General features: G+C 53.1%; 17 protein-coding genes. 1 reads left to right on the plus strand and 16 read right to left on the minus strand.

Annotated elements, in window-relative coordinates:
• Window position 1 precedes the first annotated feature (1 nt).
• The 16 genes from pduS to pduA are packed head-to-tail and all read right to left on the minus strand — an operon-like array spanning window position 2 to window position 13252.
• Window positions 2-1357, minus strand: coding sequence for a cobalamin reductase PduS (pduS, locus tag AL515_RS10455; protein ID WP_061067706.1), 1356 nt, complete (start codon window positions 1355-1357; stop codon window positions 2-4).
• On the minus strand, window positions 1354-2466 hold the full coding sequence (locus tag AL515_RS10460; protein ID WP_061067707.1) for a 1-propanol dehydrogenase PduQ: 1113 nt from the start codon (window positions 2464-2466) through the stop codon (window positions 1354-1356). The genes pduS and AL515_RS10460 overlap by 4 nt, the downstream gene beginning before the upstream one ends.
• A gap of 10 nt (window positions 2467-2476) precedes the next feature.
• Entirely contained in the window at window positions 2477-3862 is a 1386-nt protein-coding gene (pduP, locus tag AL515_RS10465) for a CoA-acylating propionaldehyde dehydrogenase PduP (RefSeq protein ID WP_061067708.1), read from the minus strand.
• Window positions 3859-4866 (minus strand): two-domain cob(I)yrinic acid a,c-diamide adenosyltransferase PduO, encoded by a 1008-nt coding sequence (pduO, locus tag AL515_RS10470; RefSeq protein ID WP_061067709.1) that lies wholly within the window; start codon window positions 4864-4866, stop codon window positions 3859-3861. Before pduO ends, pduP begins: the two co-directional genes overlap by 4 nt.
• An 8-nt stretch (window positions 4867-4874) precedes the next feature.
• Complete coding sequence (locus AL515_RS10475) at window positions 4875-5150, minus strand: EutN/CcmL family microcompartment protein (RefSeq protein WP_048212000.1); 276 nt, start codon at window positions 5148-5150, stop codon at window positions 4875-4877.
• Between the two features lie 3 nt (window positions 5151-5153).
• Window positions 5154-5645, minus strand: a complete 492-nt coding sequence (gene pduM, locus AL515_RS10480) for a microcompartment protein PduM (RefSeq protein WP_061067710.1) — start codon at window positions 5643-5645, stop codon at window positions 5154-5156.
• Window positions 5642-6274, minus strand: coding sequence for a phosphate propanoyltransferase (locus AL515_RS10485; RefSeq protein ID WP_061067711.1), 633 nt, complete (start codon window positions 6272-6274; stop codon window positions 5642-5644). The genes pduM and AL515_RS10485 overlap by 4 nt, the downstream gene beginning before the upstream one ends.
• Window positions 6274-6750, minus strand: a complete 477-nt coding sequence (locus AL515_RS10490; protein ID WP_061067712.1) for a BMC domain-containing protein — start codon at window positions 6748-6750, stop codon at window positions 6274-6276. Before AL515_RS10490 ends, AL515_RS10485 begins: the two co-directional genes overlap by 1 nt.
• Window positions 6751-6774: 24 nt before the next feature.
• Complete coding sequence (pduJ, locus tag AL515_RS10495) at window positions 6775-7050, minus strand: propanediol utilization microcompartment protein PduJ (RefSeq protein WP_001057752.1); 276 nt, start codon at window positions 7048-7050, stop codon at window positions 6775-6777.
• A gap of 19 nt (window positions 7051-7069) precedes the next feature.
• On the minus strand, window positions 7070-7420 hold the full coding sequence (locus AL515_RS10500) for a glycerol dehydratase reactivase beta/small subunit family protein (RefSeq protein ID WP_048211996.1): 351 nt from the start codon (window positions 7418-7420) through the stop codon (window positions 7070-7072).
• On the minus strand, window positions 7410-9242 hold the full coding sequence (locus AL515_RS10505; RefSeq protein ID WP_061067713.1) for a diol dehydratase reactivase subunit alpha: 1833 nt from the start codon (window positions 9240-9242) through the stop codon (window positions 7410-7412). Before AL515_RS10505 ends, AL515_RS10500 begins: the two co-directional genes overlap by 11 nt.
• 15 nt (window positions 9243-9257) lie before the next feature.
• Entirely contained in the window at window positions 9258-9776 is a 519-nt protein-coding gene (gene pduE / locus AL515_RS10510; protein WP_048211994.1) for a propanediol dehydratase small subunit PduE, read from the minus strand.
• 14 nt (window positions 9777-9790) lie between these two features.
• A complete protein-coding gene (gene pduD, locus AL515_RS10515) occupies window positions 9791-10465 on the minus strand; it encodes a propanediol dehydratase medium subunit PduD (protein WP_005128021.1) in 675 nt (224 codons plus the stop codon).
• 10 nt (window positions 10466-10475) lie between these two features.
• Window positions 10476-12140 (minus strand): propanediol dehydratase large subunit PduC, encoded by a 1665-nt coding sequence (gene pduC / locus AL515_RS10520; protein ID WP_005128020.1) that lies wholly within the window; start codon window positions 12138-12140, stop codon window positions 10476-10478.
• Between the two features lie 18 nt (window positions 12141-12158).
• Window positions 12159-12971 (minus strand): propanediol utilization microcompartment protein PduB, encoded by an 813-nt coding sequence (gene pduB, locus AL515_RS10525; protein ID WP_005128019.1) that lies wholly within the window; start codon window positions 12969-12971, stop codon window positions 12159-12161.
• Entirely contained in the window at window positions 12971-13252 is a 282-nt protein-coding gene (gene pduA / locus AL515_RS10530; protein ID WP_003030255.1) for a propanediol utilization microcompartment protein PduA, read from the minus strand. The genes pduB and pduA overlap by 1 nt, the downstream gene beginning before the upstream one ends.
• Window positions 13253-13777: 525 nt before the next feature.
• Between pduA and pduF the strand changes: the two genes are divergently transcribed.
• Window positions 13778-14587 carry a propanediol diffusion facilitator PduF gene (pduF, locus tag AL515_RS10535; RefSeq protein ID WP_048211992.1) on the plus strand — a complete coding sequence of 270 codons (810 nt, stop codon included), beginning with the start codon at window positions 13778-13780 and terminating at the stop codon, window positions 14585-14587.
• Window positions 14588-14594: the final 7 nt, after the last annotated feature.

The following is a 14594-nucleotide window of genomic DNA, read 5'->3' on the forward strand; positions in this document are numbered from 1 at the left end:
ATTAACCTCTTATTACCGTGATGGATTGTTCAGTAATTTCGCTGACAATACCGTCAATACTGGCGTGGACAGGTGCGCCTAATGCTCCGGACGGCACATCGGCGACGCATTGACCGCGAACAACGCGTTCGCCTTGCTGTACGCATGGAATGGCGCTGGCACCAATATGCTGGCGTAGCAACAGCGTCGTTTTATCTGTGGGATAATCAGTCTCAGCCAGTGGCGCGTCGTGATACCAGTCGTTAAGACCCAGTTTGGTGATAAGGCGCTTAACCGGGATCAGCCGGTACTTGGCCATTTCATCCTCAGGATTTAGCGGCCCTTCATATCGATGGTTGAGCGCCCGCAGCTCGCGTTTAAGCATGCGGTTGATGCGCATCGGTGAAATCCCTACCGGACAAGCCACACTTTCACAGACATTGCATTCTGAACAGGTCAGGGCCGTGAGCAGCAACTGCGGCGTGGCTGCCTGCTGATAATTAACCGCGCGAACCAGCAGGTGCGGTGATAACTCGTGGCCAATCAAGTGCCTTGGGCATAAGTCCGTACACAAACGGCACTGTTCGCAAACGGTTTTCGCGACGGAAAGCACAGTACGTTCATCCTGCATCCGCCGCTGAATCAACGCATGAGACTTAGGCAAAACCAGCAGGCCTCCGGTGGTCTTGCTCACAGGGGTATCCAGAGAGGTAATCAGGCCGCCCATCATCGGACCACCGTTAATAAAGCCGGGGTCATCAACGGTTGCGCCTCCGGCCAGTGCCAAAACGTCGCGTAAAGACATGCCGACAGGGACGGTGAGGGTGATTGGTCTGGCGACCGCACCGTTGACGGTCAGAGTACGACGGGTAACGGGGTACTGTTGTTCTACCGCTCTGGCGATGTTGAGCACGGTCTGGACGTTATTGACCACCACGCCGACGCTGACTGGCAGCGCAGCAGGTGGAACTCTCCGGCCTGTTGCCATCCAGATGGTCAGCACCTCATCACCAGCCGGATAAACATCGGGTAAAATATGTAAGCGGATGCCGGCAGGCAGAAGGGGCGTTAACGCACTGATAGCCTTCTGGTATTTCTCTTTGAGCGCAATAATACCGTCACTGGCGCCGGTAGCCGTCATGGCATATTGAACGCCGCGGATAAGTCGCTCAGCCTGGACGGCCATCAATTGCTGGTCAACTTTCAGCATTGGCTCGCATTCTGCGGCGTTTACCAGAAACGTATCAACCTGCGCCTGGAGTTTAACGTGTGCAGGAAATCCCGCACCACCGGCCCCAACCACGCCTGCTGCACGCACGCGATCGCGTATCGTTTGTGCGTCATAAAGAACATGTTCTGCCGTCATGGCTGTCTTCATAATAATTCCTCAAGCAGTTCCTGAATGGCACTGGCATCGGCTACGCGGGGATTGGTTTGCAACGTGACATCAGCCAGCGCGGCCTGAACCATCGACGGTATACGTTGCGACCAGGTATGCTTCTCGTCTTTCAGTGCATCAATAAATGCAGGCAATGCGCACTGTTTTTTGAGTAGTTCGATATGATAAATCAGCGCATTCAGAGCCGTCGTATCGTTCGCGTTATCCGGGCATAAGTGGCAGGCTTTAGCGAAACGGGCATAGCGCTTTGCGGCCCGGGGATCGCGGGCATTAAAATGAATGACATGGGTCAGCAGCAGCGCATTGGCGAGTCCGTGGGGCAGATGAAACTGGCCGCCCAACTGATGGGCAATCGCATGATTGATACCCAGTCCAGCCTGACTAAATGCCATTCCGGCGAGCGTTGACGCGTTGTGCATTTTTCCTCTGGTTGCCAGGCAGTCGCCTTTACTGACGGCGACAGGCAGGTACTGGAAGACGATTTGTGCCGCTTTCTCAGCCAGTGCGTCGGTAAAGTCGCTGGCCTTCGTAGACACGTAAGCTTCCAGCGCGTGCGTTAACACATCCATGCCGGTATTCGCAGTGATGGCTGGCGGTACGCTGACGACCAGCGTCGGATCGAGGATGGCCATGTCCGGGTAAAGCGCATTATTGAATAATGGATACTTAATGCCTTTGTCCGGATCGCTAATCACGCAGGCGCTGGTCACCTCCGATCCCGTACCGCTGGTGGTAGGGATCGCGACACAGGTTTCAATTTCGATACCGAACTGTCGGCTAAACCAGACGATGGCTTTTGCGGCGTCAAGTGCGGAGCCACCGCCGAAACCAATCACCACATCCGGTTGCAGGGATTGCATTTGTGCAATCCCTTGAACTACCGTACCAATGGTTGGATCGGGTGTGATATCACTGAAAATGCTGATGCGATTATCCGCGGGCAGCGTATTTCGCAGCTTTTCAATCAAGGGAGAACGCGCGAGAAAACCATCGCAGATAACCCAGATGTGCTTATTTTTGAAGCGCTTGAGCACATCCAGACTTCCCAGGCCGCTGAACAATCGAGTTTGCAGTGAAAAGCTTTTCATAACGGCCCCATTAGCGAATAGAAAAACCGTTGGTGAGCACACAACGACGAGAGCGTGCGAAAGTTCGCGCTGACGTTGTGCCTTCACCGGTTGGAGTAGCGATAGTAAAGGTGGTAAAGCCTTCACCGCCGACACCAATACCGGCGTAAGAGGGGCCATTTTTCACAAAGATTGAGGTCTGAAGGGTGCGGGCGGCAAGATTCAGACGTGACACGTTTTGTGAATGCATGATGGCAGTGTGATGCAGTCCCTCTTCAACTTTCAGTGCCAACGCCAGTGCACTGTCAAAATCCTTTACGCTCACGATGGGCAGCATTGGCATCAACTGTTCGCTGGTGACCCATGGATCGTCAGCATTGACGATGCCAATCAACAGGCGAGGTGTTTTTGCCGGAACCGGTATGTCCGCAGCTTCAAGCAGGGCTGCTGGACTCTTTCCAACCAATTTTTTATTGGCTATGCCTTCAGGCAGACAGGCGGCGCGCAGTTTGTTGATGTCTTCGTTGTGCAGAAGTAACGCGCCAAAAGACTGCATTTGTTGGACCAGTCGTTCAGCAACAGCATCGACAACAATCAGGCTTTTCTCAGCAATACAGGGCAGGTTGTAATCAAAGGATGCGCCGTTGATGATATCTTCCGCCGCCTTAACCAGGTCGGCAGTTTCATCAACAATACAGGGCGGATTTCCTGCACCTGCGCCAATGACTTTTTTCCCGCTTTTCATACCCATAGCAACAATGCCAGGGCCGCCGGTAATCGCCAGAACTGCGATTTTAGGGTGTGCCATCATCTGCTGGGTAGCCTCAAAAGTGGGTTCTGTGACCGTGACGACAAGATTCCGGATCCCGCAGCAGCGGAAGGCTATATCTTCAATCATGGCAATCAGTTTCAGTGATACTGCTTTTGCGCCAGGGTGCGGGCTAAAATAAACGCTGTTTCCCGCGGCCAACATACTGATGCTGTTATTGATGATGGTTTCCGTCGGGTTGGTACTTGGCGCAACGGAGCCAATCACCCCAAATGGAGAGTACTCAAACAACACCATGCCACCGTCACCGGTTAGCGCCGTGGTAGTGAGGTCTTCGATTCCCGGGGTGTTGTCCAGCGCGGCTTTGTTTTTGAGGAATTTATCCTCTTTGTTGCCCATTCCGGTTTCGGCAGCGCTCTCGGCGGCCAGTGAAGCCAGGTGAGGCGCCAGTTCTTCTCGCAGGGCATTGATGATGGCGCTGCGGGTTTTCAATGGACATTGCTGATAACGCAGAAAAGCCTGATACGCGGCATCAATTGCTTCGTTAACGGAAGGAAAAATTCCATTACCCTTAACTTCTGCTTTTGCCGGGGCGAGTTGTTCACTCAAAATGTTACGAATAAGCGTTTCAAGTTCTGAAGTATTCATTGATGTGTTCTCACGTTAATCGCCGCAATGGCCGTTTCTGCAATGTCCATATCCTGCTCAACGCTTCCCCCGCTGATGCCAAGACCCCCAAGGAGTAAACCCTCTCGCCATAATGCGTACCCGCCACCGAAGGTGACGACTTTTCCCTGCATATGGCTTTCCAGACCGTAAAGCGCGGCCCCTGGTTGCACCGCTGATGTCAGCTCGTGCGTGGCGGTTTTCATCGCCACGGCGGTCCAGGCTTTTTTCGGTGCCAGTTCGCTACTGACGAGCAATGCGTCAGGCATGCGCCAGGTCACCGTTTGAGTTCCGTTCGCATCAACAATGCAAATGACGACCGGAACCTGAATTTCTTCTGCTCTCGCCACCGCCGCGCGAGTCAGTTGGTGGAGCTCCTGAAAAGACAGTGACATAGTCGGCTCCTGGGTGGCTGATGTGCGGATGGCTGCGAGATAGCGCTCCGTCACTTTCTGAATAATGTGGCTTTGATGGGCGTCATGATCTTCTGCTCGTGCAAGCGCATATAAGCAGTCGGACAGGCGATTGATGTAACGCATCAATACATGTCTGACGGAGATCTCAGTGGAGAGTTCGACCAGCCGCCGCTCTGCGCGGCGAGCCAGCGTGCGGGCAAAGTGCAGACGACTGGCGGCTTCGCTGCGGCCTGGTAAAATAAAGCTGCGTAGGGGCGGTACTCTCCCCATCGCGGTATCGATGGCGGCTTCCAGTGCAGCAATTTCTTCTGAGCTGATGTAGCGCTGTTCTGGCGTTGGCTGTTCGCTTTCGCTTGCCAGTTCGGCGCTGAACCAAAAAAGCTGCAGCTGAATACTTTCAAGCAACTGGCGGTGCTGCGGGTTTTTCGCCGCGCAAACGCACAGGCTAAGCGCTGCATTAAGCTCATCCAGCGTACCGTAAGCCTCGACGCGCGGATGCGTTTTACTCACGCGTTGTCCGGTAAAGAGAGCTGTTGTACCGGCATCGCCCGTTCGGGTATAAATCGCCATAGTTCCTCCTAGCGAGAAAGCGTGTCGACAATGCCGACGATAGCCAGGTCGATGGCCTCATTCGGGCCGGAAAAAACGTGTCTGGCGCTGGATCCGCTGCTGAGTAACACCAGTTCGCCCGTTCCTGCACCGACTGAGTCAACCGCGACTTCATCTCCGGTAGCGGGGGAGGCGGGGAGCTCTCCGTCAGCACTCACCCGACGTACCAGCAAGAGTTTTTTTCCCACCAGTGATGGGGATTTTTGCGTGGAAACCACAACGCCTGTAACCCGGGCCAAATGCATAGCTCACTCCTGCTTAATTAGTTGGACATTTCGCGTACCGACAGCTTCCTGAGCCAGAGCCGTCACGACACATCGACGGCGTAGTACCAGTACACCATCCTTCAATTGGGCGACGTCGGCGTAGCTGAGAAGCGTTTCAGGATGCAGCACGATGATTCGTCCCAACTCGTCACTGAACTCCAGCGGCAGACGCGCGAGCTTTTTCACGGGGAGTGCCGGTAGCAGCCGATGCTGTAGAGAGATTTTTACGCGAAGCCCGCATGCCAGCGCCTCGTGGATTGTTACCACTGCGACACTGGACGGACTGCAATCTGCAATTTTTTCCAGTAAAGGCAGGTCTGCCTGAAGGAGGTGCAGTGACGAGTACTGACAACATAATGTCCGGGAATCAATTTCCCGTAACTGTGCGACGCTCAGCGTGATGGTACTTTCCGCGCGTTTTTTTAATCGGGAAACAACCTCCTCGATAATGCGTTGCAGCAGTTCGTTGTTCATCGTGAGGTCACCAGTGTGGCAAATGCATGCGGATTATCAGCGCCTGCTGCATTGGCTTCGTCTGTATCGATATGCATCTCAAGGCGCATATCCGGCGAAACACGTACGGCGATGTTATCGAAAATCAGTCGGCGTTCATCGCCATTGATTGCCACGGAGACTTTATCTCCATGAGAGACACGCAGTATCAGCGCATCCAGCGGCGACATATGGATATGTCGCTGGGCAACAATAACCCCGGAGGGTAACTCCAGTTCAGCAAAGGGGCTGATAAGACGAATGCCAGGCGTGCCCTGAATATTGCCGGACATGCGCAGCGGCGCAGCGATACCTAATGTGCGGGCGTCGGTACGAGATATCTCCACCTGGCTAGTACTACGCAGTGGACCAAGCAGACGCACATTCTTTAACTGACCTTTCGGTCCGACCAGCGTGACGGTCTGATCTGCGGCATATTGTCCGGGCTGCAACAGACCCTTTTTCTCGCTAATCGGCTGATTAGGAAACAGGCGAGTGTAGTCCTCGGCGCAAAGGTGGATGTGGCGATTCGAAATCCCGAGAGGGATAGGGCGTTCACGCATTTCATCCAGTATTTTACTGACCGTTGTTTCCAGTTGCTGTTTATCCATTACGCTTCACCTCGTTTACCAGAGTGCAGACAAAGAGTGCGCGGCTCGCCCTTTTGACGGGGACAGGCAGGGTCAAGACACAGATTGCAGCTAATCAACTCTGCCTGTTGCGCGGCTTCAGGTAATGCAATTTCTGTAGCCATCTCTTCTTGCTCTTGCGATAGATAAGGTATCGGTTCTGGCGCTGGTGCTGGCTCTGGCTGCACGGGCACACTGTGGGAAAGAATGCCTTCTCCGGGCCTGGAAATGACCCTGTGCGCGACCAGTCCATTTCGCAATTCTGCTAAATTAGCACCGGTGGATATAGCCGCCTGAACGGAGGCCACATCCCCGATTATCTTGATCACCGTCCAGCCTGAGCCGTTGGTTTTTTCGAGGCCCACCAGCGTGATGGAGGCGGCTTTCGCCATGACGTCCGCGCAACTGATGGCTAATGCCAGACCACTAACTTCAAGTAATCCCAGTGATTGCTTCACGCTGTGCTCCTTGTTTGCAACGACTTATGCAGATTTAGGTAAAATGGCTTCAACGTCGCTATGCGGACGCGGGATAACGTGGCAGGATTTCACCTCGCCAACGGCGCTTGCTGCTGCGCTTCCTGCATCTACCGCTGCTTTTACGGCGCCGACATCCCCGCGGACCATCACGGTGATCAGGCCTGAACCAATTTTTTCGTAACCAACCAACTGCACGTTTGCGGATTTCACCATGGCATCAGCGGCTTCGATAGCGCCGACAAGCCCTTTTGTTTCAACCAGTCCCAGTGCGTTATTCATACTGCTTTTCTCCTGTGGATTATGAGTGGCATTCGCGGAACGGAATGCCTTTAACCAGCCGCGCAGCGTTATTGCCAATGCTGCGGCGATCATGGCTATTTTGTTGATACGTCAGCGTAAAAAGTGGCGCTGATGTAGGTAAGTTTTTGTAGTGCACGACCAGTTTTTCATGACTGCAGCCAATGCCAACCAGCAATGGTGATTGGCAGGCAGCCAGCCATGCATTGTGGATAACGTCAGTTGAATGGCTCTCCTGAATCACAAAGGGGATCCCTTCTTCCTCAATACCCAGCAGCACGTCATTCCAGACTTCAGCGCAGCCGGTAGTAGTGAAGATAACAATGGCTGGCGTGGTGAGATTACTTTCCATGAGCGAATGCCTTGTACCAGGAGAGAATCAACCCTGTGGCAACCGCATTGCGCGGACCTTCGGTGCCACGAATGTTGCCGCGCCCGGCAACGAGGCGATAATGAGCCAGTGCATCGGTGACCAGTTGCGGAACTTCGAAGTCCAGCGAGGAACCGCCAACCAGCACGACAAAAGGAATGTCCCGAATATTCCCGGTCGGACTTACCTGACGTAGCGCTCTGAGCGCGTTGGTGACGAAAACGCGCTCCTTGGCGCTGCGGCGAATGGCGCGAACTTTCTCCAGCGCCAGTTCGCCCGGCAGTGGCACCAGTTCATCGGGTTTCACCACGCACACGCGGGCAAATACCGTTGGCGGGAGCGGAGTGGGGAAGAACTGGACGCTGCCGTCTTCGTGGCGAAGATGGAACAAGCTTTCAACTTTCGCCAGCGGGTATTTTTTAATCTCTTCAGCGAGATAACGATCATCCATCCCCAGTTCTCGGGCAATGATCATTGTGACCATATCGCCGGCCCCTGCCAGATGCGTGGCAATAATTTCGCCTTTCGGGTTGATGATAGAGGCGTCAGTAGATCCGGCCCCAAGATCCAGAATAGCCAGTGGACGTGTAGTACCCGGTGTGGTTAAGGCACCCAGAATAGCGGCTTCGGCTTCAGCACCACCAACCTGCACATCAATGTTGAGTTTTTGCGTTATTTCCTGGGCAATCATCGCCATTTGCAGGCGATCTGATTTCACCATAGAAGCAATACCAACGGCCTGTTCCAACGAAAACTCGCCGGCAAGTCCCCCGGTCACGCTGACTGGGACTGAAGTATCAACTGCCAACAGATCCTGAATAAAGATTTCATGACTGGGTTTGTTGGTTAATTCAGCCATTGTCTGGCGTACGTGCTCCAGCATGCCGCCAATATTGGTTCCCGCCTCTCCGGTGACGTTATCCAGTTTCGGGCATTCGCCAACCGCTTTCATAATCGCGTCGGCACCTGCCGCGACGTCGACGCGTACTGTTCGTCCTTGCGATTGCAGTTCCAGGTTTCCGGCAGGTATTGCACGAGCTTTCACATCACCTGACGGCGTTTTCACCACTACCGCAGAGCGGTTGCCAATCAGTGCGCGGGCCATGGGGACAATGTTCTTGGTCTCCTCTGCGCTAAGGCTAAAGACAGTCGCGATTCCGTACGGGTTGGAAAGGGTTTCGATAACCTTGCCTGGAACCGCGACCTCAATAGCGGCCAGCATACCCAATGGGATGCGGTCGATATGAAGTACTTCATCGACGATGGGCAGGGGATGAGTCAGACGATTGCTGACCAACACGCCATCGTCCTGCTGCAAAATAACGCCAGTTAACTGGTACCCGGCGCGGACGGAAGCATTTATCATCGTGGCGACATCGGCGAAATCAAATGCAGATGACACTACCAGAATATAGGGCGTATCCGCCGGACGACTAAGCAGGTCTTCCGGCGTAATCGTGATGCCGACGCCTAACCCGACGCCGCCTGGCGTTTTAGGGTTATGACCGATCATAGTGGACTCAGTGATGATGGTTTCGGTGATCGTTTCCATCGCCACGTCGCCAATGACCGGAGTGGCTTCGTTAATACGGATGAGCGCAATATCGCTGACATTGATTCCGGCGTTTTTAGCCGCCAGCGTAAGCGCCTCCTGAATGCCAAACACATTACGCAATGTGCCCTTAATCCCGGTGGTTTCCGCCAGCGCACTGCTGGTGATGCTCAGTGCGCCAGACTCATCCAGGGTAGCCAGAGCGACTTCCGTGGATGAGTTGCCTATGTCAATGCCAGCTATATATCGCATGATCCTGTCCCTGAGTTAGTCGTCGCCTTTGAGTTTTTTACGCTCAACGTACAGCGCTGCCGCTTCACGAACGAAAGCTGCGCAGATCTTTGCCTGATAACGATTTTCGAGATCGTCGGCGATGGCCATCAGCTCGTCTTTCGTTGAGCGGTACGGGCGCAGCGCGTTGTAGATCTCAAGAATACGGTCGTCAGGTACGGCGGTTAGCTCAGCGGCGCGCTCGAAGTTCATCGCCAGCCTGTCACGTCCGGCATCCTTGGCGATTTCCGCCTGGAGGCGCAGCGTTTCAGGGGTGATGCGCATGTCTTGCGCCGTCACTTTGTTGCTCAGAACATTTTCGAGCGTGAAGTCATCCAGGGTTTTGTTGGTTGCGGTTTTTACCCACTCAGGATGTTTATTCGCGAGAGGGTAGTCCGAGACTTTCGCGGTATGAGCTGATGAACTCGCCGTGGTCGGAGTTGCGGACTCTCCCTGCAGGCTGTTCATCCGGCTCAGCACATCCCGAACCATCGATTCAATTGCGTCGGTATTCATGGAGTTATCCTTTATCAAAGCGCCACGCGCAGTTCCTGCGGGTTTTTGCCCGTCACGACGTATTTGGTCTCTTTAATGTGCAGAATGGCTGATTTCGCCTGGTACTTAGGACGAGCCATCTGGTCATTCAGCGTAGGGACCGGTTGCGGAGATTCACGCTTGGCATAACGCGCGGCGTTTTTACCGATCTGACGGTAGGTTTCCAGCGTCAGAAGCGGTGCCTGAGGGAACAGCTCCAGGTTAGAAAGCGGCGGTAATCCCTGCTGATGAATAACCGTGGTGCCTTTTGACTGGATGCCGATAGAGATCCCGGAGCCACTCAGGCGGTTACCTTCCACGGCAACAAACGCCACATCAGAGGATTTAAAGCAGCGGATAACGCGCGCTTTAATGCCTTCTTCTTCAATACCGGCAATCACTTCGCGTAAGATATTTTTGTGCGGTATACCGACGATATTGACGGTTTGCGACAGACCAAACGCTGGCCCTACGGCAATAATCACTTCATCCTGCTGCTGGCCCTGTTTGGCTTCGCCAATCTCAGTCAGAAAACTGTCGCCTTGTACCGCTGCAGCCTGTGGTGCGCTAGCCGCTGTCGTTGAGCGGAATGAGACAGGTTTGTCGCTGGTTTGCATTTCAGACAGTACGTCTTCAATTATCTGGCGCAGCAGCTTTTCATTGATTTCCATTTTTCACCCCTTAGCCAAGTTCGTTGGGATCTAGTGCGCCAGGGATGTTTTTGATCTCTTCCCAGCGTTCGCCTTGCAGGCGATAACCTGTTGCCGGACCGGCATAGTCATTGACGTCATTTACTGCGGACAGCACCTGTCCGTCGCCAACGATAATGGCGGAGGTATGCAGATAATCCCCGGTTAACTTGGCTTTCTGGATGTTGAGCATGTCCTGAGCGACATCGGTAAACCCGCCCTGAGCAAGAGCTTTCACCACTTCCAGACCGTTACGGTTTTTATTGATGATCTCTTGCGCAAATTTGATGTCTTCAACGATGTTACGCTCTGGCATATCTTTTGAACCGTGGGCGTAGGTCGCGGCCTCGACTTCTTCGTCGGTGATTGGCGGTAATCCCATCCCGGCGAATACGGCCTGCAGTGCGCGAGCTGCTTTATTGCGAATGGCGATAACGTCTTCTTCTCGCACCGGACGCAGACCACCGTCGACTTTCAGATCGCGCTGGATGACGTTGTAATCGTCAAAATCTTCGGCATCCTCGTTGGAACCGGCGAACATGTTGTCGTAGTTCGGAACAGCGGAATAACCAGATGAAATGAAATCTGTACCCGGCAAGAATTGCATCAGCAGACGAGCAGTACGACGCATATCGGAGTGGGTAAAGGTCTGGTCATTACTGGAGGCACACTCCAGATCCAGTGACGAGCAGATCAGGTTTTCTGCCAGCACCGCGCGAATACCCGATGGCACGGCTGAAGGTACGCCAATGCAACTTACTGAACCGTTTTGCAAACCCTGAACGCCAGCTGCCTTGGTGATGTAAATGCAGCGCGCTTCCAGATAAAGCATCGATTTGCCTTCGGCGTAGCCCATCTGAACTTCTGAACCGGAGCCAGACGTGAAGCGCATTTTCAGGCCGCGTGAAGCGTAAGAAGAGGCCAGAAAACCTTTTGACCATGGCGTATCGTCGCCGTCGGTAAAGACGGGTTCAGTACCGTAGACGGAGATCGTTTCCGCATAACAGGTATGACCTAACATACCGAGTTTCAGCTCGGTGGCTTCTTCCAGAGAACACTGAGTTAACACACCTGGGCGTCCAACCTGCGAACCTACCAGCAGTGCAATCGCGTTAAACGGCGCGTAACGTGCAACAGCAACGGTCGTTTCCTGCTCATCAAAGCCACGCCAGGCACCCTCTGCAGCATCGGCGGCAATCTGTACCGGGTTATCTTTGACGTTAGTCACGTGCGCTTGTTGAGATGGGGTACGGCGGGCACGCATTTTCTGCATGGCCATCATCATCTCAACGACGTTCATGTGCGAAACCACTTCCACAATTTTCGCTGGCGTCATTGCCGTGGTCAGAGGAACAATGTCCATACGCTTGACGTTGGGGTCGCAAAGCATATTGGCGAGTTTAACCGAGTCCATCGCCATCACCTCTTCAGCGCGAGCCAGGTTAATGCCGTAGCGCGCGATGAAGTGGTCAATCAGATCAAATTCACTGGCGGATTTGCCGTCCAGTTCAGTGACCATCCCGTTGACGATTTTAATCGACGGCTTAGGGTCGTTCGGGCTTTCCATCGCAATGAAGCCTTCTTCGATCCACTCCTTAACGAAGCCGTCCTGATTCACAGGGCGTTTCGCCAGTGCTTCAAATCTTTTCGATCTCATGAATCAGCCTCACTGATATCAGATATAGGACGGACGGTCGTTTTTGGGTTCTGAGCCGAGGGTCGCCAGCACGGTTTTACCGATTTCACGGGCTGAGATAACAGCCTGACGCACGGCCCCTGAGTCACCGGAAATGACCAAAATGGCTTCGTTGCTGAAACTGGTGCCATGGGCGGGGGAGCTGTAGGCCACCACTTCAACATTGGCGGATTTCAGCGCCGTATCGGCCATCAGGACACCTACGGATGCGGGTGCGCCGACGATGACGCCACAGGCACGACCAATCGGTGCGCCAAAGGCTTTTTCCAGCGCGTAGCTGGCGCGTGCGGTGTATTGCATCTCGATGTGACCGGCTTCGTTGGCATAAACGTCGCCAAAGGTGCGATCCAGCTCTTTCAGCGCAACTTCAATCCCGCGCTTCACGTCAGAAACGTCGTTACCGCCGAGAATTATTAGCGAACCATGACCAGCGCCGCCTTTGGTATCACGCGGCAACTCGATGCTGACGACTTCAGTATTTGTGGCTTTCACCGCTTCATCAGCAGCCATGATGTGTGGACCCGCACCAGTACGTGCGCCAAGGATGCCAATGGAGCGATAACGCTTTTCAAGTTTCATCGCGTCCAGTAAGGCGCTATCTACGTTGGCGATCACCAGGCCGACGGTGTCGCCAATCGCAGTACCGACAAATTCCGTTAAACTGCAGCTCTTCTCTGCCATAGCCGTTTCTCGTGTTGGAGGATTATTTTCAGGGATAGCCTGCTGTTCCGGCGTCGCCACGCGAGCAATCACCTGCGCCATGATCTGTTCAACCAGCTCATTGCTGCTCATTAGCTAATTCCCTTCGGTAAGATTTTTTCGACATCGGTATGAGGACGTGGAATGACGTGTACGGCTTTCACTTCTCCCACGTTACGGGCCGCGGCGGCACCGGCATCTGTTGCTGCTTTAACCGCGCCGACATCACCGCGGACAATGACTGTTACCAGTCCCGAACCAATTTTTTCGTAGCCGACCAGCATTACATTGGCTGACTTCACCATTGCATCTGCGGCCTCTATGGCTGCAGTTAAGCCTTTGGTTTCTACCATTCCTAACGCTTCTTGTTGCATAAAGACCTCGCCTGGGTTGTCCCGATTTTCATGACTATAAAAAGAAGCGAGGAAAAAGAATGGCTGACTTGAATGTATGAGAGAAAAAATAGTGAGGAACTGGTGATATAAAATTGCTGTTAATTATTTTATTATGTTGATTTTATTGATTATTTTTAGATTTGTTGATGTGATTATTTGGTTATGTTAATTCCATATTTACACTTTTGAACGTGACAGGTGAAATATCATTTGCTATGCGGGGAAAATGAATTTGTGACGGTTATCTGAAAACAAGATTATGCTATTGGCAATATTTTATTATTTCTAAAATGTACAAATAATAGAGAAATTCCCCGTCATCTGGCTTTGTTTAATAAAAGTGATGGCAAGAATTTGCTATCGCAACACGATTTTTAAAGTCATACCGCCCGCAGATTGCCAACAATTTGCCGACATGGCTTTTTATAGTAAGCCTCGAAGTATTCTACTTGCCAGCAAGGAGTCCGCTGGTAAAGACACGAACTCTGCTTAGAAGGTGTCACAATGAACGATTCACTAAAAGCGCAATGCATTGCCGAGTTTTTGGGTACCGGGTTGTTTTTGTTTTTTGGCATTGGATGCCTGAGCGCCCTGAAAGTAGCCGGTGCCAGTTTAGGGTTATGGGAGATCTGCATTATATGGGGACTGGGGATCTCTCTGGCAGTTTATCTGACAGCAGGGATCTCAGGTGCACATCTCAATCCCGCTATCACCATCGCACTGTGGTTGTTTGCTTGTTTTCCAGGTCGTAAAGTGTTGCCGTACTCCATTGCTCAGGTGGCTGGTGCCTTTGGTGGCGCTCTGCTCGCCTATTTGTTGTATGGCAGTTTGTTTATCGAGTATGAAACCGCCCACCACATGGTGCGGGGTAGCCTCGAAAGTTTGCAGCTTGCCAGCATATTTAGCACTTATCCTGCCGCTGCACTCAGCGTCTGGCAGGCTGCACTGGTGGAAGTTGTGATTACCTCCATTCTGATGGGGATGATCATGGCGCTCACCGATGATGGCAATGGGATTCCCCGGGGGCCGTTGGCACCACTACTGATCGGTATTCTGGTTGCCGTTCTTGGGGCATCGACCGGACCGCTTACCGGATTTGCCATGAATCCGGCTCGTGATTTTGGGCCAAAATTGTTCGCATGGATGGCGGGCTGGGGGGATGTCGCGATGACTGGGGGGCGTGATATTCCTTACTTTATTGTCCCGATCGTGGCACCTATCATTGGCGCTTGTGCGGGGGCAGCAATTTATCGTTACTTTATTGGCAAAAACTTACCGTGTAATAGCTGTAAGCTGGAGGAAAATGAGCGTTAGCTTCACG

The sequence above is a fragment of the Citrobacter sp. FDAARGOS_156 genome, assembly GCF_001559235.2.
Lineage (GTDB): Bacteria > Pseudomonadota > Gammaproteobacteria > Enterobacterales > Enterobacteriaceae > Citrobacter > Citrobacter youngae.